Origin of the sequence: Bacillus sp. FSL M8-0166 (assembly GCF_038008825.1) — a bacterium.
In the GTDB taxonomy this organism is placed as follows: Bacteria; Bacillota; Bacilli; order Bacillales; family Bacillaceae; genus Bacillus; species Bacillus safensis.
In genome coordinates, this window is sequence record NZ_JBBOZZ010000001.1 from 2,383,995 (window position 1) to 2,408,807 (window position 24,813).

The window sequence follows — 24,813 nt, forward strand, 5'->3', positions numbered from 1 at the left end:
TTATGACTGATCTCGTGTTGTTGTTAAGTCAATTTCTCCTCAAGCATGTCAAAAATGTCGTCCATTTCGTCCATTTCAAGGTCAGCCGCAGAAAAGTCACTTGGCGTAAATTCCCGTTCGTGCTGCGCTAAGCAATGGGTGATGATGGATTGGATTTTTTCCTTCAAAAATGCCATGAACTGCTGTATCGTCTGTTCTTCATATTCACTTGCACAATAGGAACAAGACAAAATGAATCGATTGTGTTGAACAAGACCACTAAGGTTCAGCTTATAAACAGCTTCCGAATCAGGGCTTGCTTGTCGTCCCATATCATAAGTCGACGGCCTAAAGAGTTCTGTCGTCACTTCCTGATCAATCTGTCCAAGATAGTTCAAGCTGATTTCAGGATGTACGTGCTGTCCTGACGGTTCAGCGGCTGTCATGTATTTTAAAATCCCGTAGCCAATTCCTTTATTTGGCACACGCCGCAGCATTTCTTTCGTTCCTTTAATGGCATCAGCTATGGTCTGATCCGGCTTCGCTTCAAGAACAACTGGATACATGCTCGTAAACCAGCCAATCGTGCGAGAGACATCCAGCCCTGATAAAATATCCTCTCTTCCATGACCTTCAAGCTGCACATGTACATGGGACTTACCTGTCCACTCCTGAACAGCAAGACCGAGAGCACATAAAAGAATATCGTTCATTTCCGTTGTGTACGGCAGATGAATATCGGTCAAAAGATGCTCAGTTTCTGTTTCTGTCAGCTGCATTTGAACCGATTTGGTTTCGGCCACTCTTCTTTTCGTCACTTCATAATCAACAGGTAATGCGGTTAATGGTTTACTTTCAATCTCTGCCCAATACTCCTGCTGACTTTTTAATGGCTGTGACTGTGCATAACGTTCAATGGCCTCTGCCCATTCTTTAAAGGAATGAGTTTTCAGCGGCAGGACAAGCTTTTGTCCCTGAGCTGACTGCTGATATAGAGACATAAAGTCCTCTAGTAAAATTCGGCATGAGACACCGTCAATGACTAAATGGTGTGTCACGATGAGTAAATGATCGCCATCATCTGCATGGAAACAAATCACTTTCATTAACGGACCTGTTTCGAGGTTCAGCTGACGCTGATACTCATTGGCATATGTGGAAATAGCCTTTTTCACATCGTCCTCTTTTGAGACATCATGAGAAATAATCGCCATCGGTTCCGTGAGCTCCCGCTGGTTGTATTGCAGGATGCCGCCATGTTCCTGCTTGTATACCATACGCAGTGCATCATGATGTGAAAGCAGTTTTTGCATGACTTGTTCTGTAATGGAAAGGTCAAATCCATTTGGCGCATGAAGCATCATCGAGAGATTCCAATGGTGCTGATTCGTAAAGTTTCGTTCAAAGAACCAGCGCTGAATCGGTGTTAAAATGACTTCTCCTTCGACAGGTGATTGATCGGCAGTGAGAAGATCGGCTTCTTCGATATATGGGCGCAGCTCCGCAATCGTTGGGTACTGGAATAGAAGTTTCATATCGAGCTTCCAGCCTGCTTGCGTGAGTCTGCTTGCCATTTGGATGCCTTTAATCGAATCTCCGCCAAGGAAGAAGAAGTGATCGTGGATGCCGACTTGGCTGACGCCAAGGACATCTTCCCAAATGCCGCAAAGCAGTGTTTCCACTTCGTCTCTTGGGGCTTCGTATACCGTTTGGTTCGCTTCCATATCAGGAGCTGGCAATGCTTTGAGATCGACTTTTCCATTGGCCGTCATTGGAAATTGGTCTAGTTTTATGATCCATGATGGCACCATGTATTCAGGCAGTGTGCGTTTTAGGCTTTCTTTCAGAGCTGTTGTTTCTTCAACCGTGATGACATAAGCGATAAGTGCATCTTGATCACTCGCATCTTTGACCGTTGTCACGACGGCTTCTTTGACCGAATCCAGCGTCAAAAGCTGGGCTTCAATTTCTGACAGCTCAATACGGAAGCCGCGGATGTTGACCTGATGGTCTTTTCTGCCGAGATAGATCAGCTCGCCATCCTCTGTCCATTTCACTAAATCGCCTGTGCGGTACATACGCTCGCCTGGATAAAATGGATCTGGGACAAATCGTTTGTCTGTTTCTTTCGGAAGATTCCAGTAGCCTCTTGCCAGTCCTTTTCCTGCAATCACGAGCTCACCTGGTACGCCTGGCGGCGACAGGTCGTATAAAGAACCCATGATGTAAAAACGTGTATTGGCAATCGCAGTTCCAATCGGAATCGTGCCTTGTTCTGGATCGATCATTCCGCTTGTCGCTACGACTGTATTTTCAGTTGGACCGTAGTTATTCACTAGTTTGTATGGGACTGGCTTTACCTGTTTCAGCTTATCTCCACCTGTTAGTAAATAGCGTAAAGAATGGTTGTCCATTGACATAAACTGCTCGCATAGCTGGGTCGGCAAGAAGGCAATGGTGATGCCTTCTTCATTGAAATACGCATTGAGCTTGATCATATCGAGGCGAATTGATTCGTCGATAATGTGCAGCTCTGCGCCGGCGATCCACGTCGGGAACATCTCCCAAATGGAGGCATCAAAACCAAAGCCGGCATATTTCGCAGTTCGATCCTCGTGTGTCACTTGGAAGGCATCATTGTGCCAGAATGCAAGATTCACAAGGGACTGGTGCTCAACCATGACACCCTTCGGCTGTCCTGTCGTCCCAGAGGTGTAAATCATATAAGCGAGATCCGTTGGTTTGATATGAACCTGAATCTCGTGAGCTTCTCCTTCTACGGCATCTTCTATGAACAGAACATGACCTGTAAATGAAGGTGGTGCAGTGAGTCCTTTTTGCATCAGAAGAACCTCTGCCCCGCAGTCTTCCAGCATGTATGCAATACGCTGCGCCGGATAGTCTGCATCAATTGGAACGAATGCCGCACCTGCCTTGAGAACCCCAAGGACAGCGGCTGTCATATCAAGAGATGGGCGGGTGAGAATACCAACGCGGTCGCCTGGTTTTGTGCCGTTTGCGATGAGTCTTGAAGCAACTACATTCGCCCGGCTGTTCAGCTCTTTATACGTCCAGCTCGTTCCGCAGAAGACCGCTGCTTTTTGATGAGGTGCTTCTTGTGCCTTAGCCTCAAATAGTGCATGAACGGTTTGATCTAACGGAACGTTGAGGTGTGGTCCTGACCATTCATTGATCAGCTCTCGTTTTTCCTCTTCAGTTATGAGAGATAGCGCTGAAATCGGCTGATTCAGCTTAGCCAGCATATCGTCTATGATTTTTTCAATATACCGGCTCCAGCGCTGAATGGTGCTCTTTTTAAACAGGGCCGCTGCATACTCAAAGCGCAAGCCCACTTGGTCATTTTCTTCAAATACACCGAGCGTTATATCAAATTTTGCATGAACGGTATCTTGCTGCTTTTGCGACAGCTTGAGTCCATTCAAATCCGGTAACGTCAGGTCACGGTCATCTGTTGTCAGCATGACACTAAACAATGGATTGCGGCCCGTGTCTTTCGGAAGATCTAACTGAGCCACCAATTCCTCAAACGGGAATTCTTGATGTTCATAGGCTGATAGGCTGTGATCTTTCATTTTTTCAAGCAGCTGCGCTGTCGTTTCTTCTGGCTGCACTTCGTTTCGAAGAGCCAGTGTGTTGACAAACATACCTGGAACCCGCTCGATTGAAGCATGCGTACGTCCTGCGGTCACAGCGCCTATGACGATATCTGTCTGCCCAGTTAATTTGGAAAGGAAAATGGCAAATGCCGTTTGCATCACCATGTTCAAGCTCACACCTTTTTCAGCCATAAGCGTTTTGATGGACTGCACCTTTTCAGCAGACAACCATCTATCGACTCGATCCCCTTCAAATGACTGAACATGAGGGCGCGGAAAATCAAGAGGCAGCGCTAAGTCTTCCGGCGGTTGTGCATATTGCTCCAGCCAATACTGCCGCTGTTTCTCAAGCAGCGCCTGCTGCTTTTCTTCCTGCTGCCATACCGCAAAATCCTTGTAATGCAGCTGAACTGGCGGTAACGTCTTTTTCTCATACAGCTCTGCCAGTTCTTGAATAAGCAGGCTGCGTGTGACACCATCTGCAATGATATGGTGCATATCCATCATGAATACATATTTCTCATCAGAAAGCTTCGCCACTTTTGCCCTCATTAATGGTGCTTGATGTAATGAGAATGGTGTAATGAATGACTCGATGACAGACTTCTCCTGATCGCCCTCTATTTCATCAACCTCTAATGTAAACGGCACTTGGCGATAGACTTTTTGAACTGGTACGCCGTCAATTTCTACAAAGGCTGTCCGCAATGATTCATGTCTGTCGATCAAGGCTTGAAGCGCTGCTTCCAGCTGCTTCACATCAAGGCCGCCTTCCATCATTAAAACGGCTGGCATATGATAAGTGACTGCTTCTGGATGCAGCTGCTGCAGGACGTACATACGCTTTTGAGCAGAAGAGACGGGATAGAAATCTTGCTTTTCCGCTGGCTGAATGGATGTCACCACCGAAGAATCCGTTTCTTCCAAGTAGGCTGCCAGGGCCCGTATGGTTGGTTTTTCAAAAAGGACTTTGAGCGGCACATGCTTGTTCAGCTTCGCCTGCACCTTCGAAATGAGCACCATGCCCTTGAGGGAATGACCTCCCAATTCAAAGAAGTGGTCAAGAACGCCCATTTGTTCAACTCCAAGAACTTCTGACCAAATGTCACACAGCGCCCGCTCAAGTTCCGTTTCTGGTGCCACATACGCCGTACGGTTCATATGCACTTCATGTGGAAGCGGCAGAGACTTCGCATCCACCTTTCCATTTTGGGTAAGTGGAATGTGATCGACTTTCACAAAGTACGTTGGAATCATATAATCCGGCAGTGTCTCCGCAAGATTTTCTCTAAACGTCAGTGTTCCAATGTGTTCAGGCGCTGTGTAATAGAGTGCAAGCTCCGGCAACCCGGACAGGTGCAGGACTTTCACATAGACTTCTTGAATAGATGCCAGTGCACGTGCGGCATGCTCAATTTCCTGTTTCTCAATGCGATAGCCGCGGATTTTCACTTGATCATCGACTCTTCCAAGAAACTCAATATCTCCATTTGCATGCTGTCTGACCAAATCCCCTGTGCGATACATTCGCTCTTGAGGGTCATATGGATTTTCAAGAAAACGTTCCGCTGTTAATTCAGGCTGATTCAAATATCCTCTCGACACGCCTTCTCCAGATATATAAAGTTCTCCCGGTGCGCCATAAGGGACAAGCCGCTGCTGCTGATTGCATACGAGCGCTCTTGTGTGAGCAATTGGCTGCCCGATCAAAGATCGTTCCTTCAAAGCGTCCAGCTCTTGCGTTGTGATCAGCTTGGTCACTGTACCAATGGTTGTCTCAGTCGGACCGTAATGGTTCATGACTGCCACGCATGGATGCTGCATCATAAATGTCTCAACATCCTCAGGAATCATCGGTTCTCCACCAAGTACCACTAGGCGTAAAGCGTCAAATGAATGTTCCTTAGAATCTGCTATCATATGAAATAAGGATGGTGTCATTTTGATATAAGTCAGCTCTTGTTCATCAATCAAACGCATCAGACGTACAGGGTCTGTATACACGTCTTCACGAGGAACATAGAGTGTCCCCCCTGCTTTTAAAACAGGGAAAATGCTTGTGTAACCAAGATCATATGCATAAGAAGAAAGCAGTGCCGTCCGATCACATTCTTGCAATGTCACCTCATTTGTCAGCCAGTTGACATAGTGTGATAGATTACGATGCGTGAGCTGTACACCCTTCGGCTGCCCTGTAGTACCAGATGTGTAAATGACATAAGCGAGCTGATCGACCGATACTTCCGGCAGTTCTAGTGAGTGGCTTTGATGCACTGCTTGTTCAACCTGCACCACTTGAATCGACTTATGATTCTGATAGGAATCTGCAAGAGACTCATTTGTCACGATGACTTGTGCATCTGAATCCTCTAATGTGTAGCGGATTCGTTCAGCCGGAAAAGCTGGATCAATCGGGACAAACGCTCCTCCTGCTTTCATCACACCGAGCATAGAGACGATGACATAGACAGAGCGGTCAAGAATCAGTGCCACAGTTTGTTCTTTCTCTACGCCTCGCTTCTTAAGTTCACAGCTAAGTGCATGTGACATGTCTTCCAGCTCACGGTAGGTGAGTTTTCTTTGATCATCCATGACGGCGATAGCATCCGGTGTTTCCTTAGCCTGACGTGAAAATTGAACATGGAATGGCTCATGACGATTCGTTTGCCCTTCGGCTTTTTTCTCCAGACGCTCTATTTGTTCATGCTGATCCAGTATACGAAGCAAGCCGATCTGTTCCTCCGGATAACGAACCGCCTCACGAATAATCGCCAGGAGGTGAGTTCCGAACCGGCGGACGGTCTCTTCTTTAAATAATGCCGCTGCATAGTCAAAGCTCAGCTTTAATGCTCCCTCGCGTTCAAATGCTTCTAGAGATAGATCAAATTTGACCGAGTGATGCTGAATGGCATAAGGCGAAATGTGCAGATCGCCGAGCTTTAGCGCCGGAACCTCCATGTTCTGCATGTTAAATGACACGCTAAAAAGCGGGCTCCGAGTTGTATCACGGTCTAACGGAAGATGTGCAATTAACTCTTCGAGTGGATAGCTTTGATGTGCAAAAGCGTCAACACTTGTTTCTTTTATTTCTTCAAGCAGCTGTAAAAATGTTTTGGTTTGTTCTGGTTTTCCGCGCATCGCAATGGTGTTGATAAACATCCCCGGCATGTCCTGGATATCAGGGTGTGTCCGTCCAGCAACAGGCGAACCCACAATGATATCTTCCTGCCCGCTATAGGAGGCAAGCAGCACTTGAAAGGCAGATAACAAGAACATATACATGGTCGTATCAGTTTTCTGAAGCAGTTCATGAATTCGCTGAGTCGTTGCTTGATCACAGCCAAACATGAATCGTTCTCCAGAAAAATCACGTTCCGCTGGACGCGGATAATCAGTTGGCAGCTCTAAAACCGGTAAATCTCCTTCGAATTGCTTCAGCCAATACGCTTCATGCTCCTTCTGTTTCTCCGTTTCTTCTTCACTTAGCTGCCAGACAGCGTAATCTTTATAATGAATGGCTCTTTCTGCAAGAGCTTCTCCATCATAGGCCTTCGCCAAATCTTGAATGAACGTCTTCATAGAGCTGCCATCTGTAATGAGATGATGTGCTTCCAAGACGAGAAGATGACGGTTCTCACCGACTTTCAGCAGCTGAGCCCGCAAAAGGGGTGCCGCTGTTAAATCAAATGGCGATTGACGTTCAGTAAGAAATGCCTCAGCCTCTTCTTCCTTGATGTCATGAACAGGAAGGTCAAACGCAGTCCATTCATGCACCCTTTGGACAATGTCTTCTCCATTCATATGGAAGCTCGTTCTTAAGATTTCATGTGTTTGGATTAACTGATTAAATGCTGCTTTGAGCCGCTGATATTCGAGTGTTCCTTCAAGCGTTAAGACGATCGGAATATGATAATTCGTGCTGTCAGGTTCAAGTGTCTGCAAAATGTATAAACGGCGCTGAGCTGGTGATACCGGATATTCGTCCGCCTGCTCTGCTGGTAAAATAGGATGTCCGGTTTCTTCTTGACCATCCTGGTCGATGTAAGCCGCTAATGAGCGGATCGTCGGCTTCTCAAAAATCACTTGAATCGGCACTTCCTTTTGAAGTACTTCTTGAACCTTCGCAGACATCATCATCGCTTTGAGCGAGTGCCCGCCAGCCATAAAGAAATGCTCTTCTACCCCAACCGTTTTCCCAAGAAGCTCCTCCCAAATTTCAGCGAGTGCCTTTTCTGTCTCAGTCTCAGGCAGAATGATTTTGATTTCCTCACGATGCACCTCGTCAGGCTTTGGTAAAGCTTTTCTATCTACCTTCCCGTTCGATGTCAGTGCAAAGGTATCCAGCTTCATCACATGGTGCGGCACCATATAAGCTGGCAGTTTTTGATTAAATACATCTCGCACCTCTTCTTCTGTGTGCGTCCCTGTGAAGTAAGCGATGATTTCCTTTTCATCTGAAGAAAGCTGCTGAACAAGTACAACTGCTTCATCTATGCCCTCTTCTTGGTGAAGCACCGTTTCAATTTCACCCAGCTCAATACGGAAGCCACGAATTTTCACCTGATCATCTGTCCTGCCGATGAATTCGATCTGACCATCCGCACCATATCTAGCCAAGTCCCCTGTTCGATACATCCGTCCTGACGGCTTAAAAGGATCTGCCATGAATACTTGATCAGTCAAATCTGGACGTTTGATGTACCCTCTTGAAACACCATCTCCGCCAACATACAGCTCTCCTGGCGCTCCAATCGGCTGCAGTCTTTGATAGTCATCTAAAATATAAGCTGACGTATGATTGATCGGCTGACCAATTGGGATCGGACCCGTTTCATCTCCTCTTACTTCGTAAATGGTCGAGATGGTTGTATTTTCTGTTGGGCCATAGACATTCAGCAAGGTAATTGACGGATGATGCTTTTTCACAAGCTCCGCACTTTTCACATTGATCACATCACCGCCGGTGAATAATGTTTTTAATCCTTTAAACATTTGCGGCCGCTGCTGAGCGAGCTGATTAAATAAACCAGTCGTTAAAAAGAGCGCTGTGATCTGATGTGTTTGGATAAATTGTTCGAATCGGTGAATATCCAATAAAGTATCACGGTTAACAGGATAAAGCGTCGCCCCATTCAGAAGCGTAGTGAAGATTTCAAGGGTAATCGCATCAAAGCTGACAGCTCCTGTATGCGCCATACGATCCGACGTGTTCAACCCTATTTTCTCCTGAGAGCATGCTAACCTCACAATATGCTGATGCTCAATTTGAACTCCTTTTGGCCGTCCAGTTGATCCCGATGTGAACATGATATATGCCAATTGAGATGGAGACGTCTGGACCGATAACTCCGCTTGTGAGTGATGAGACATGCCGGTCACATGAACAGCTTTGATGCTTTCATCAACTGGCGGCTGGCTGTCAGCATAGAGCAAAATGGATACGCCGCTGTCTTCAAGCATCCAACGGATTCTCTCATCAGGCTGAGCTGGATCAATCGGTACATAAGCAGCCCCTGCATGTAAAATGGCCAAAATGGTGATCACCGCATCTGCTGATCGGTTCATATACACCGCGACAGCATCCCCCGGCTGAACGCCGTTTTCAACAAGACTGCTGGCTAAACGACGGATTTCCTGTCCAAGCTCTTCGTATGTGAATGTTCGCTCGCCTTCGACTAATGCCGGATGGTCAGGCTGCGCCTTGATCCGTTCATTGAGCAGCTCAGGAATGGACAGGTGCTTCGGATAATCTCGCTCCGTCTGGTTCCACGCTTCAATCAGCTGCTTTTCTTCTTCTGTAATACATGTCACTTCATGAAGACGTACATCAGGATTGTGAATGATTTGCTTCATGAGATTAGTCAGATGTTTTGATATGTTTTCAATGACCTTTTCTTCAAAAGCCATCGCATTGTATTTGAATGTCAATGTCCACGTTTCACCAGGATAGACAAGGACATTGAGATCGAAATTCGTTTGTTCAAATCCGTCCTTTACATCAATGGCAAAACCGAGACGTGCAGACATGGTGTCACCAGACAGCTCCTGATCTAAAGGATAGTTTTCAAACCCAACCAAATGATCAAAGAGCTTTCCTCCAGCAGCTGTTTTCTGCTGAATGTCATAAAGCGGCATAAAATCATAGTTTTCAGCTTCCAGTGCATGCTGCTGAACCTTTTGAAACAGCTGTTTGAAGGTCTGCTCCTGATCCAATGTCACCCGAACAGGTATCGTATTAATAAACAGCCCTGCCATGCGCTCAATTCCAGACACACTTGGGGGTCTGCCTGATACGACTGTTCCGAATGTGACATCATCTGCTGCATGATAGGTGCCTAAAAGAACGGACCAGACAGCCTGAAAAAGGTTCGGTGCTGTCACTTGGCATTGTCTTGCCGCATCTTGAATGGCTTGTACCGTTTGAGCGTCCCATGTAAACGTCCATTCCTGATGGTCATATTGTCCGTTCGCTTCTTTTTGCTGCAGCAGCCCTTGGTGCTGAACAGCACCATCCAGCCGCTCCGTCCAATAGTCTTCCGCTTCTTGTTTGTTTTGCTTTCCAAGCCACTGGATATAGTCCGCATAAGGCTTACCTTGTGAGCGATCCGGCGTTCGTCCGTTCCGATAAGATTCATAGTAATGAAACAGTTTTTTCATCAACACACCCATGGACCAACCATCCATAATGATGTGATGGTTGCTCCAAATCAGGTGCCAGTTTGTTTCATTTAGCTGAAAAACAGCGACTTTCAACAACAGATCATTCGTTAAGTGAAATCCTTGCTTTCTCACTTGCTTTTTATATTGATCCAATACCTTTTTCTGCTCTTGATGATTCAGATGAGATAGATCTTCTCTATACACATCTAAATGACGTTCAGCCAGTACAACCTGACGAGGCTTTTGTAATTGCTGATAGACAAAGGCTGTACGCAGAATGTCATATGTCCGTACGAGTTCATTGAGACTCTTGTCAAAAAGATCGAGATCAAAATCTCCGCTTATTCCAAGCTCAAGCTGTGTGAAATAAGAGGAGGAGTTAGGGTCTAGCATGGCATGATACAGCATGCCCTCTTGCATTGGTGTTAAAGGATATACCTTTTGAATTTTCTGCTTGCTCATAAGTCCACCTCTTCATTTTTGCTTAAAATAGATCCATTAGCTTTTCAAGTTCATCCATGGTGAGATCCTCATCCCCCACATCACTAGGTGTGATCTGACTCTCATCCTGTGATAGACAATGTGAGATCAGTGCCTTCACATTCTTTTCTAGGAGATCCTTGAACTGTTCCATCGTACGTTCTTCGAATTCAAGGTGATGATAGGAAATCGTCACATGGAGCATTGCTTGTTCTACGAAACCAACAATATCCAGCGCATGAGGTTTCTCAGATTCAGGGCTCAGCGATTGTCCTGCATGCCACGGAGAGCGCCTCAATTCACCGCCGCCGATCTGTTCATCAAACTGACCAAGATAGTTAAAGCTGATATCTGGTGTGACTTGAAAATCGATATCGTCCTTCATCTTGTCAGGCGTTAAGTATTTTAAAACGCCATAGCCGATGCCCTTGTTCGGAATGTGTCTGAGTTCCTCTTTTAAATACTTGATCTGATAAGAAAGATCGTCTGCATGCGACATATCCAATAACACAGGATACATACTAGTAAACCAGCCGATGGTCCGTGATACATTAACCGCAGGGAGGATGTCCTCTCTGCCGTGCCCTTCAAGATGAATAAAGTGCCTTTCTTCACCTGTCCACTCTTTCATGGACAATCCTAATGCCGTCAGCAAAATGTCATTGATTTCTGTTTGGTAGGCTTCATGTACATCCGTCAGCAGACTGTGCGTTTCCTCCTCAGACAAGGTAAAACGAAGAGTCTCTGTATGAAGCATTCGTTGATCCTCCGTGACATGATCCTTTTGAAGCGGAGGAACGGAATGCGCAAGCACCTTTTTCCAATAATCTCTTTCCGATAGCAGCTCATCTGACACAGCGTATTCGGTCAGCTTCTGGGCATACTCCTGGAAGGAGTGTGTTTTTTCAGGAAGGGTAAGAGTTTCCCCGCGCTTCGACTGTTCATAAAGAGCCATAAAATCTTCAAGGAAAATGCGCCATGACACACCATCAATGACAAGATGGTGTACAGCAAGCAATAAATGATCCCCTTGATCCGTTCGGAAAATGGCAGGTTTCACTAAAGGTCCCTCCGCTAGCGACATACTCGCCTGCACTTCATTTGCCAGCTTTTCTACCTGCTGGATTTGCTGCGACAGCTCTCCTTTTACTTCCACCACATCAATTGCCACATTGTTTTCCTCGATTCCTCGATGACGCTGGATTACGCGCCCTTCTTCGAGCGGATACACCATTCGCAATGCATCATGATGAATCATGAGCTGTTCCAGTACTTGCTGAACGAGTTCCTCATTCAAACCATTTGGCGCATGAAGCATCATCGATTGGTTCCAATGATGCTGATTCGTAAAGTTTCGTTCAAAGAACCAGCGCTGAATCGGTGTTAAAATGACTTCTCCTTCGACAGGTGATTGATCGGCAGTGAGAAGATCGGCTTCTTCGATATATGGGCGCAGCTCCGCAATCGTTGGGTACTGGAATAGAAGTTTCATATCGAGCTTCCAGCCTGCTTGCGTGAGTCTGCTTGCCATTTGGATGCCTTTAATCGAATCTCCGCCAAGGAAGAAGAAGTGATCGTGGATGCCGACTTGGCTGACGCCAAGGACATCTTCCCAAATGCCGCAAAGCAGTGTTTCCACTTCGTCTCTTGGGGCTTCGTATACCGTTTGGTTCGCTTCCATATCAGGAGCTGGCAATGCTTTGAGATCGACTTTTCCATTGGCCGTCATTGGAAATTGGTCTAGTTTTATGATCCATGATGGCACCATGTATTCAGGCAGTGTGCGTTTTAGGCTTTCTTTCAGAGCTGTTGTTTCTTCAACCGTGATGACATAAGCGATAAGTGCATCTTGATCACTCGCATCTTTGACCGTTGTCACGACGGCTTCTTTGACCGAATCCAGCGTCAAAAGCTGGGCTTCAATTTCTGACAGCTCAATACGGAAGCCGCGGATGTTGACCTGATGGTCTTTTCTGCCGAGATAGATCAGCTCGCCATCCTCTGTCCATTTCACTAAATCGCCTGTGCGGTACATACGCTCGCCTGGATAAAATGGATCTGGGACAAATCGTTTGTCTGTTTCTTTCGGAAGATTCCAGTAGCCTCTTGCCAGTCCTTTTCCTGCAATCACGAGCTCACCTGGTACGCCTGGCGGCGACAGGTCGTATAAAGAACCCATGATGTAAAAACGTGTATTGGCAATCGCAGTTCCAATCGGAATCGTGCCTTGTTCTGGATCGATCATTCCGCTTGTCGCTACGACTGTATTTTCAGTTGGACCGTAGTTATTCACTAGTTTGTATGGGACTGGCTTTACCTGTTTCAGCTTATCTCCACCTGTTAGTAAATAGCGTAAAGAATGGTTGTCCATTGACATAAACTGCTCGCATAGCTGGGTCGGCAAGAAGGCAATGGTGATGCCTTCTTCATTGAAATACGCATTGAGCTTGATCATATCGAGGCGAATTGATTCGTCGATAATGTGCAGCTCTGCGCCGGCGATCCACGTCGGGAACATCTCCCAAATGGAGGCATCAAAACCAAAGCCGGCATATTTCGCAGTTCGATCCTCGTGTGTCACTTGGAAGGCATCATTGTGCCAGAATGCAAGATTCACAAGGGACTGGTGCTCAACCATGACACCCTTCGGCTGTCCTGTCGTCCCAGAGGTGTAAATCATATAAGCGAGATCCGTTGGTTTGATATGAACCTGAATCTCGTGAGCTTCTCCTTCTACGGCATCTTCTATGAACAGAACATGACCTGTAAATGAAGGTGGTGCAGTGAGTCCTTTTTGCATCAGAAGAACCTCTGCCCCGCAGTCTTCCAGCATGTATGCAATACGCTGCGCCGGATAGTCTGCATCAATTGGAACGAATGCCGCACCTGCCTTGAGAACCCCAAGGACAGCGGCTGTCATATCAAGAGATGGGCGGGTGAGAATACCAATGCGGTCTCCTGGTTTTGTGCCGTTTGCGATGAGTCTTGAAGCAACTACATTCGCCCGGCTGTTCAGCTCTTCATACGTCCAGCTCGTTCCGCAGAAGACCGCTGCTTTTTGATGCGGTGCTTCTTGTGCCTTAGCCTCAATCAAGGCATGAACGGTTTGATTTGACGGGACGTCTAGGACAGGTCCTGACCATTCATCCAGCTGTTTTTGCTGCTGCTGCGGTGACAATAATTGGATTTGATCTAACGATTGATCTGGCGCTGACACCATTTGTTCCAGCAAATGAAGGAAATATCCTTTCCACTTTTCAATTGACGTCTTTTGAAAGATAGAACAATTAAAATCAAACACGAGCTCAATTTGATCTGAGGATTCGTTTCCAGTTAAGGTCAAATCAAATTTGGCAATATTCTCTTCGAATGGCTGTGGAACAATGTGAAGCCCATCCATTGATAAATCACGAATATCCGCATTTTCCATTGAGAATACCACGTCAAAAATTGGATGACGGCTTGTGTCGCGAACCGTTTGCACCTGATCTACCAATTCTTCAAATGGGTACAGCTGATGCTCGTTTGCCTCTAACACAAGCTGATGAACATTGGACGCAAATTCAGCAGCTGTCTGATGTCCTGCTGGTCTTGTTCTAAGTGCCAGCGTGTTCACAAACATGCCGATCACAGATTGAATATCAGGATGGGTTCTGCCAACAACCGGAGAACCAATGATGATATCCTCTTGTCTTGAAAGCTTGCTTAAAAGAATACTGTAGCCAGCAAGCAAGACTGTATAGGTCGTACTGTTGAGCGCTCTAACGAGTTCGTCCAATTTCGCTTTAAGCGAACCTTCGATTGTAAATGAGACACGATCTCCTGCGAATGTTTGCACTTTTGGCCTTGGCAGGTCTTCCGGAAGTGCCAGTACAGGCAGCTCCCCTTGTAATTGATCCAGCCAGAATGCCTCTTCAGCTGCTTTTTGCGCAGCAGTTGCCTCACTTTTTGACCAAACTGCATAATCCTTATATTGAACAGGTAATTCCTCTAGTTTGTCTCCTCGATACAGGGCTGAAAGCTCCTCAATTAAAATGCCAACAGACGCACCATCTGAAATGATATGATGCATATCAATCAGTAAATAATGGACATTTACGGAGACGGAAACCAGCCCTATTCTGAGTAAAGGCGCTTTTTCTACATCAAATGGCCTGATAAAGTCATTCATCAATTCCTGTATGTCCCGGCCGTTCTGTTCAATTTTTTCAATGTCTATAGAGACATTTGTTTCAATCCGTTGAACAGGTTCATTCTGAACAAAATCAAAGCTCGTTCGGAAAGCTTCATGACGTTGGACTAACTGATCAATTGCCTTTTCAAATCGTTTTTCATCAAAGACACCTTCTAGCTTTAAGGCAGCCGGCATATGATAGCTTTGCTCCGCATCAGTCATTTTCTCCAAAACAAACAGTCTTTTCTGAGCAGATGTCACTGGATAATAGGCCGCCTCTTTGGCAACTTCCACTCGCTTGATCTCCGTTTGATCCGCTTGATCAACTGCAAGGGCGAACCCTTCTAATGTTGGGGATTCAAATAAAGACTTCAAAGTGAGCTCCACCTGCATCTCTTCATACAGCCTGTTCAGCATTTTCATGCCGCGCAGCGAATGGCCCCCGCATTCAAAGAAATGATCATGCCTGCCGATTCGCTGCACTTCAAGAACTTCCTCCCAAATGTTCGCCAGCAGACGCTCTGTTTCTGTTTGAGGAGAGGTGTATTCATTTGCCCCCTGCTCACTGAGATCAGGCGCCGGCAGCGCCCGCCTATCGACCTTGCCGTTATTCGTCAAAGGAAGCTCGTCTAATTGCATGAAAAATGCCGGCATCATATACACAGGCAGTTCACGTCCTGCTTGCTCGCGCAAATTAGTTAATGAGACAAATCCTTCTGCTGTGAAATACGCACATAACGTGTCATTCGGAGCAGCAATGACGACAGCTTCCTTCACCTGAGGATGCCGCAGCAGCTGATGTTCAATTTCTCCAAGCTCGATCCGCTGTCCGCGAATCTTCACTTGATGATCGATCCGTCCAATGAATTCAATATCTCCATTTGACAGCCAGCGTGCAAGATCGCCCGTTTTATACATGGTCTCTTCAGGGCGGAAAGGATTTTTGACAAACTTTTCGTTTGTTAGTTCTGGCTGCTTATAATATCCTTTCACCAGTCCATCACCAGCGACACATAGCTCTCCCGCCACGCCCGGCGGCTGAACATGTCCAAACTCATCTACAATATAAACAGCCGTTTGACTCACTGGCTTTCCGATTGGGATGGATAACGCCTGCTTCTCAATGTGATTCACAGGATAATATGTGGTGAAAATTGTGCTCTCAGAAGGTCCGTACATATGAACAAGCTTGTCTTTCCCAACTGTCTCAAGTGCAGTCACTACATGAGGCACAGAAGCACGTTCTCCGCCAAACAGCACTTTTCTTACGTTCTTCAGGCTGTCTTTTTTCATATCGATGAGTAAGTGAAAAAGAGCTGTCGTGATCATTAAAATACTGACTTTTTCCTTCTCAATCGCTCCAGAAAGCTCATTCATGTTTAAGATTTGGTCCTTTGGCAGAACAATGAGTTTCGCTCCGTTTAATAAAGCACCAAACACATCAAACATAAAGGCATCAAATACATAGTTTGAAATGCTCATCACCGTGTCCTCATGATGAACCGTGAGATAATTCGATTGCTTCACCGTTCTCAAAATGTTCCGGTGTGTCACCATATTTCCTTTAGGCTTACCGGTTGTACCAGATGTATAGGTCAAATTCGCCAAGTCCTCAGGTAAAATATGAGCATCTATAGGGCTGTATGACTGCTGAGCAATCGCTTGGTCTTCTGTTTCTATGATGGTTCCCTCAAATGCAGTGAGCACCGAGCGATGGCGCAGCACTTGATGTGTCAATAAGAATTGTGCACCGCTGTCTGTTAAGAAGTGCTTCACGCGCTCATCAGGGAAATCGGGGTCAATTGGTACATAGACACCGCCCGCCTTAAGCACAGCCAAAACAGAGAGCACCATTTCATTAGACCGTTCAAAGAATAGAGCCGCTTTCATCCCTTCTTCAAAACCATTTTTACGTAAATAATGAGCCAGCTGATTCACTCGGTCATTCAGCTCTTGATAAGAAAGAACCACATCTTCACATTGCAATGCAGGCTGATGACCATGCTGCTGCACCTGTTTTTCAAACTGCATCACAATGGTTTCTTCTGCTGGATAAGGCGAAGGTAACGGATTCCACCTATTTAACTGAGCTTCTGCTTCTTGTTCAGACAGTAATCGATAGGATTGAATAGCTTCCTGCGGCGCTTGAACCATCTGTTCCAGCAGATAAACATAGTGTTTAAGCATCTGTTCTGCTGTACTTCGCTTAAATAGCGCCGTACTGTAATCAAGTACAAAGGATAAACCTTGATCTGACTCCATCGCTTGCAGTGTTAAATCAAATTTCGCAATATGGAAATTGGTTTCTTCAACCTCGACCAGCATGTCTCCAATATGCTGGGCTGCTCCATGATCCGGCGCCAGTGTAAAGACGGTATCAAACAATGGATGACGGCTAAAATCTCTTGGCACATTCAGCTTTTCAAGCAGCCGTTCAAATGGATATTGCTGATGCTCAAATGCCTGCATCGTCTTTTTCTTTACTTGCTCAATCAGCTGAGACATGGTTCCATTCGGATCTACCTCCGACCGCAAAGCAAGTGTCTGGACAAACATACCGATCATGTCATTCAAATCTGTATGCACACGCCCTGCCGCCGGTGTTCCGACCACGAATTCCTTTTGACCCGTATATTTTGCAAGCAATGTATAGTAGGCAGAAAGCAGCACCGTATACAATGTCGTGTGATGATTTGCTGCGAGCTCCTGTAATTGATTCTTTAACGCTTCATCTATTTCTTTGATGACACGATCACCTGCGAAAGACTGGACAGCTGGACGCTGATAATCGGTCAGCAGCTGTAAAGCAGGAATATCCCCCGAAAATTCTTGCAGCCAGAATGCCTCTTCTTTTTGAAAGCCTTGGTGCTGTTGCCAAACAGCATAATCTTGATACTGAAGCTTCAATGGTGCTCTAACAGATCCCGCGTAAGCATTTGACAGCTCACGCAGCATTAAATCGATCGAAAGACCATCTGAAATCAGATGATGCATATCGAAAAAGAGCAAATGCTCCTGATCATGCAATGACTGCAAACCAATTCTAAGAAGTGGTGCACACTCAAGATCAAAAGGTCTGACAAATTGCTGCATGTTTTCTTCCATCGTACCGTCTGTCAGCTGTTCTATTTGAAAGGACACTGATGAAGCGATCCGCTGACGAGGAACACCTTTTATCGTATGAAAAGAAGTACGCAGCATATCATGACGTGAGATCAGCCTTTCAAAGGCTTCAGTCAGCTTCTCAAGCTGCAGAATTCCTTTTAACCTCACAACAGCAGGCATATGATATGCAGTGCTTTGTTCCAATTGACTCACCATATAGACGCGCTGCTGAGGAGGCGACAATGGATAATGATCTGCAGCCGGCGCTTTTGGTATCACCGTTTCAGAAGACCTATCTGCTTGCTCAATATAAGCAGCCAAAGCAGCAATCGTCTGCTGTTCAAATAAAACAGACAGCGGCACCTCCACTTGAAAGTCTCGCTGAACCTGTGTAAGTACGGTCATCGCTTTGAGCGAATGCCCGCCTCGTTCGAAGAAAGAATCATATACACCGATCTTCTCTTGATCAAGAATGTCTTCCCACAAATGAACAAGCTTTGTTTCTATAACGTTTCTAGGTGCCGTATAAACAGCATGTACCGCTCTATCACCTTTTAACGCAGCAAGTGCACGACGGTCGACTTTGCCGCTGACTGTGAGTGGAAAAGCATCGAGCTCTTTGAAATAAAGAGGCATCATGTATGCTGGAAGCTGATGTTTGATAGCCGCTTGCAGCATGTCAACAGACACACCTTCTTGACGAGCTTGATAGTAAGCACTTAACGCCTTTTCTCCATCCGCTTCATCAACCACTAGCACAACAGCCTTATCAACTCCATCTACCTGCTCCATCACCGCTTCAATCTCGCCTGTTTCTATGCGGTAACCCCTTATTTTCACTTGATCGTCCATTCTGCCAAGATAATCAATCGTGCCATCCGGAAGCCATCTGACTAGATCCCCCGTTCGATACATCCGCTCATGCGGAGAAAACGGATCTGCTGTGAATACCTTCTCCGTCAATTCAGGCTGATTCACATAGCCTCGCCCAACACCTATACCGGCAATGCACATTTCTCCAGCAGCCCCATGCACCTGTAATTGATCATATTCATTTAAAATATAAACACGATGATGACCAAGCGGTTTTCCAATCGAAACATAGCGCTGTTCAGTTGATTCGCTCAGCTCACTGAGATCTAGACGATGAACCGCTGCATCCACACACGTCTCAGTTGGACCATACACATTCCACAGAGTAAAATCAGGCTGACTCATACGAACCGCTTCGATGAGTGAACGTGCTGCTTTCGCAGGCAGCGCTTCTCCCCCAATCAACATGTGCGTCAATGACAGCCCATCCAAATCCGCAGCAAGTAAAAGCTGCACATGCGCCGGTGTTCCATCCGCCGCTTCAATTTGATGTTTTCTGTAATAAGCCGCTAGCTGCATGCCATTTCTCGTCGTTTCTCGCGGGATGATATGAAGCGTATGTCCAAATAAAAGGGCAGCAAAGATTTGTTTCACCGATGCATCGAAATGGAATGGGGCTAGAAGCGCCATTTGAAGCTCATTCGCCCCTTGATAAATCTCATGATGCAAAGCATGAACCAAATGATGAAGCTGAAGATGCTCAATCATGACGCCCTTCGGCTTTCCAGTCGTACCCGATGTATAAATCATGTAGGCTAAATCCTCCGGTGCCGTCTGATCGGCGAGCTCAGGCAGCTGTCCATCATCTAATAATATTTGCTGCTGCACGATCAATTTTTCCGAGAGGGCTGGGTACTCTTGAACGAACGATTCCTCTGTTAACACAATAGAAGCACCTGAATCCTCCACTATAAATTGAATGCGCTCCTCAGGTAATGCAGGATCAATTGGTACATAAGCCCCGCCAGCCTTTAATATGCCGAAAACCGCCACCATGGCATCTGTCTTCCGATCCATCAAAACAGCAACAGGCACATCACGTGAGACACCTTTCATTTGTAAAAACCGTGCCAGCTTTTCTGCCTGTCGATGCAGCTCTCCATAAGTAAATAGTCCATTTTCCGCTACAACAGCTGCCCGATCTGCATACTTGTTTGCTGTCTCATCAAACATGTGATGAACCGGTTTTGCTGCTGGTCTTTCAAACGATTCTCCCTCAGATAATTGCAGCAGCTCCTTTTGGTCACCTGCTGAAAGTAAAGGCAGTGTCCCAATCAGCTGATCAGGCTGAGAGACGGCCGCTTCTAGTAATATCAAGAATCGATCAAACATCTTACTCATTTCTTCTTCTGTGAATACATCTGTACGGTAATCCAAATCAATGGTCAATGTATCAGTATCCCAGCGGTCTTTCACATGTATTGAAATGTCATTCATTCCGCTCCCGCTAAAAATTGGTTCAGTAATGAACGACAGATTCTCTTTTTTCTGCCACTGCATGACCTGATATTCTAAAGAAATATCAAAAAGGCGTCCTGTAAACCCTTCTCTTTCCCGCAAATCATTCATGAGCAGATTGTAAGGGTACTTTTGGTGACGTAAGATCTTCATTTGATCCGCCATGACCTGCTTTACGAAATCAAGAAACGATTGCGACCCTTGAACAGATGCACGCATTGGAATCGTGGATACAAACATCCCAATCATCTTTTTTTCTTTGGCATTCGTCCGGTTGCCCATAAAGGTTCCAAGAACGACATCTCCCATACCGCTAAAACGATGTAAGTAAATATAGACAGTGGACATAAACATTGAAAGCATGCTGACTTTCTGCTCTTCACAAAAGACACGAAGCTTCTCCTTTAAAGAATCTGGAACATCCCCTGAAAATCGCTCCGCATGTAAACTCATCTCGTATCCCTTATGCGGTTTTAAAGATGCGAAGTCTGGAATATGAGCAAATTGCTCATTCCAAAAAGCTTGGTCTTTTTGAAAACGTTTAGAAGATTCATAGGTCTGCTCACTCATGATGTGATCAACGAAGGAAATCTCCTCAACTGGCGAGATGTCTACTCCTTGCAGCATGCCATGATATAAATCAATAATGCGATTTCCCATTAGAATGATGGAAATACCATCCGCCACAATATGATGTGCTTTACAGAACAGCCAGCACTCTTGATCACTGATTTGAAACACCGTAAATTCAATCAAGGGGCTGTCAATCAATGGCATCGGCTCACGAATTTGCTCGTTTGCCCAAGCCCTTACTTCCTCTTCACTCCAGCCCTTCTCCATGCGAATCGTCTGTTTTTCATAAGGTTTGATATATTGAACGGGCTCCTCCTCTTCATCTCGATACACGAGCCTCAGCCGAAGAGAGTCAGTTTGTCGCATGTATGCTTGAAGCACATCAACGACCAAAGAAGGATCGAGACCTGATACTGATCTCAATCTGGCGAAACCACCCAAATTAGAAATACTTGTACCTGGATAAAATCTTTCCGTGTAGAATACTCGCTTTTGCGCATGTGTTAAGGGGTAATAAACTGTATTCATTCTCATCCTCCGCCTCTTCTATGTTTTCTCCACCAATTTCACCCTGCACCCTCTATATCAAAAGAACCAAGTCTATTTCATTAAAATAGACGGTTTAACAGAAAAGGAGCCCACCCCGAATAAAACGGAGGGACTCCCATTTTCATTCGGTAGCCTGCCGACCATAGCAAAAAAAGAATCATTTACCTTAGGACATGGCTTTGCGTCTCTATGTTTCCATAGATTTGCCTTTTTCTTCTTTTCTTTTAGATATTTTCTATTTACGTCCACTTTATATGAAAATATTGTTTTTTTCACCGAAAAATGGGTGTAAAGATTCATGCGTCATACCGAAGGGATCACCTGATAATTGACGATATTTACCGAAAATAACTAATAATAGTTGCGTTCAACCGAAAATAATCGACTAAATACCGCAAAAATTTCATGTTTTCCCTTAAATTTTGAAAATATGACCGAAAATGTAGGATAGAGGTCTCCTTTATTTTCCCGCAAATTCTTAAATCTTAAGAACTACATTCCCTAAAAAAATGAATTTTTTTACTGTAAAAACAACAAAAAAAAGAGCTGCCATTTCAAATGACAACTCCTTGTTTCTTCATTATATTTACATCACCTTAGACAGACCAATCGTTTTCTCAATAATGAGCAGCGCAATGATAGAAATGATAATAAATATGACAGATATCGCATTGACACTCGGATCAAAGGTCTGCTCAATGTAATTAAAGGTCCTAACGGGAATTGTGATGGTTTGAGGAGAGGAAACGAACAAACTGATCGATATTTCCCCAAATGACGTCACAGCTGAAAACACCCCGCCTGCAATGATTCCCGGCTTAATCAAAGGCAGTGTGACTCGAAAAAACGTGCGAATGGGTCCTGCGCCAAGATTCATTGAAGCCAACTCAAGCCGCGGATCTAAATTCGAAACACTTACGCCTACCGTTCGAACCACATAGGGAAAACCAATGATGACGTGACCAATGACGAGCGCCCACAAAGACCCTGTAAAACCCATAGCCGTAAACAAGTAAAGCATAGCAATCCCTAACACCACCTGAGGAATCATGAGAGGTGACAGAATGAAAGCTTGGACAGCCTCCTTTCCCTTAAAGGAAAGCCTTGCTAAAGCATACGAAGCCATTGTCCCTAAAAGAACCGTGAGAGGCGTCACGATGAATAGCAGAATCACACTGATCCGCAGAGATTCCATCCATTCTGGATTTGACACGACCTCATGAAACCAGCGAACAGAGAACGAAGTCGGCGGAAATTCAGGAAAAGCATTTGGACTAAAAGCAGATAGGACGATCACAAGAACAGGTATGGTTAAAAAAAGATAAACCAATGACCCAGCAGTCCAAATCAGGATGGAAAGCAAGCGGTCACCTATTGATTTTTTACGCATGCATCCTCGCCTCCCAACGCTTCAAGAAATAGCTTAATAGACTGACCACCACAAGTACACAAACCAACAATGTAAAGGACATAGCTGCAGCAAGAGGCAGATTATATACCTGCATAACCTGCTGATAAATTGACAGCGGCAGCAGCGGCTGCATCCGTCCGCCGACTAACAGCGGGGTGATATAACTTCCTGCTGCCAGTGAGAAGACGATGATCGCGCCAGTCACCATGCCTGGAATGGTCAGTGGTAAGGTGACATGAAAAAAGGTTCGAATACGGCCAGCTCCAAGACTCATAGAAGCCGGTCTTAAGTGACGATCCATATCGGTTAAGCTTGTTGCGATAGGCAGTACTGCAAATGGCAGCATGACTTGGACATAGGCAATAATGACCGCATTCATATTCCACAGCATCGAGAGCGGCTTCTCAATCACATGTAAATCTAGTAACATGCCATTGATCAGACCATTTTGCGAAAGAAGAACAATCCATGCAAACGTCCGAATCACAACACTTGTCAAAAGCGGCGATACAAGTAGGATATAGAAAAATGCCCGCAGACGCGGATTAGGTGCTTTGACGAGCAAGTATGCTGCGGGATAAGCCATCAATAAACAAATCACCGTTGTCTGCAAAGCCACCCACACAGTACTTCCAATCGCCTTCACATATGCATCTGTCGTGAACACATGAATATATTGAGAAAAACTATACGTTTGTAATGTATTCATCATCGAATCGACATCGCGAAAACTGAGGACGAGCATCATCACAAGCGGAGCTAGTAGAAATACAACAAGAAACAAACAGGCTGGCAGCAGCATAAACCAATGAAATCTTTGATTCTTTTTCTTGAATCGCATCACGTATGCACCTTCGAATCTAAGAAAACAATATCTTCAGGCTGCCAATGGATATGAACGGTTTCTCCAACTTTAGGCAGCTTGGGAAATGCGGCATCAGAAGCATGGACAATGATTTCACCATGATCAAGCCCCACAACCAAACGTAATGAATGCCCGATATAACTCACATCTGCCAGCACGCCCGATACATGGTTCGGCTTTACTTCCTCGCGCTCAGAAGAGATGCTGATTCTTTCAGGACGCAGCATAAGTAATTGCTTTTCCCTCTTCTCTTGATGTGCCGCAGCCTGCAGCTGAAGCTTTTGACCGTTTGAATGGGTTATATGAGAAACCGTAAATGCAGCATCAGACTCATTGTACACGGCCTCAAAGATGTTCACCTGTCCGATAAATTCAGCTACAAATCGATTGTTTGGCTGACGGTACACCTCTAAAGGTGTTCCAATCTGCTGGATTTTTCCCTCTCCTAAAATCCCAACTCGATCAGAAAGACTTAAAGCTTCCTCTTGATCATGTGTCACGAGAATGGTTGTAATCCCGACATTCCTTTGAATATTTCGAAGCTCTGTCTGCATGTTTTTTCTCAGTTTAGCATCTAGGTTGCTAAGCGGTTCATCAAGAAGGAGAACAGCCGGCTGAATCGCCAGCGCTCTTGCAATTGCTACCCGCTGCTGCTGACCACCGCTTAATTGGTGGGGCATCCGTTTCGCAAATGCCTCTAATTGAACAAGAGACAAGCTTTCCATCACCTTCTCTTTGATTTCCGCCTTCTTTTTCTTTTGAACCTTTAGCCCGTACGCCACATTATCAAATACAGTCAGATGCGGAAAGAGTGCATAGCTTTGAAAGACCATACCTGTTTTTCTTTGGTAAGGCGGCAAAGCTGTCACATCCTGATCACCAATATAGACGACGCCTTTTGTTGGTTCTAAAAAACCGCCAATGATGTTTAATAACGTTGATTTTCCGCAGCCGCTAGGACCAAGAAGGGAGAAAAACTCTCCCTCATTCACCGTAAGACTGACATCGTTGAGAGCAATCTGCTCACCGAAGTGCTGACTGATGTGTTCTAAATGGATTCCACTCATGC

General features: G+C 45.5%; 5 protein-coding genes and 1 riboswitch. All 5 genes read right to left on the reverse strand.

Annotated features, from left to right (window positions below; translation table 11 throughout):
* Positions 1 to 23: 23 nt before the first annotated feature.
* Positions 24 to 10,718: a non-ribosomal peptide synthetase gene (locus NSS92_RS12405; RefSeq protein ID WP_340868331.1), complete on the reverse strand. Its 10,695-nt coding sequence runs from the start codon at positions 10,716 to 10,718 to the stop codon at positions 24 to 26.
* A gap of 22 nt (positions 10,719 to 10,740) precedes the next feature.
* Complete coding sequence (locus tag NSS92_RS12410; protein WP_340868333.1) at positions 10,741 to 21,447, reverse strand: non-ribosomal peptide synthetase; 10,707 nt, start codon at positions 21,445 to 21,447, stop codon at positions 10,741 to 10,743.
* Positions 21,448 to 21,592: 145 nt separating this feature from the next.
* Positions 21,593 to 21,686: riboswitch (cyclic di-GMP riboswitch) on the reverse strand.
* 368 nt (positions 21,687 to 22,054) lie between these two features.
* Positions 22,055 to 22,858: an ABC transporter permease gene (locus NSS92_RS12415; protein WP_024424298.1), complete on the reverse strand. Its 804-nt coding sequence runs from the start codon at positions 22,856 to 22,858 to the stop codon at positions 22,055 to 22,057.
* The gene (locus tag NSS92_RS12420; protein WP_340868337.1) at positions 22,851 to 23,720 is read right to left on the reverse strand and encodes an ABC transporter permease; all 870 of its coding nucleotides are present in this window, start codon (positions 23,718 to 23,720) and stop codon (positions 22,851 to 22,853) included. The genes NSS92_RS12415 and NSS92_RS12420 overlap by 8 nt, the downstream gene beginning before the upstream one ends.
* Positions 23,720 to 24,811 (reverse strand): ABC transporter ATP-binding protein, encoded by a 1,092-nt coding sequence (locus NSS92_RS12425; RefSeq protein ID WP_340868339.1) that lies wholly within the window; start codon positions 24,809 to 24,811, stop codon positions 23,720 to 23,722. Before NSS92_RS12425 ends, NSS92_RS12420 begins: the two co-directional genes overlap by 1 nt.
* Positions 24,812 to 24,813 lie beyond the last annotated feature (2 nt).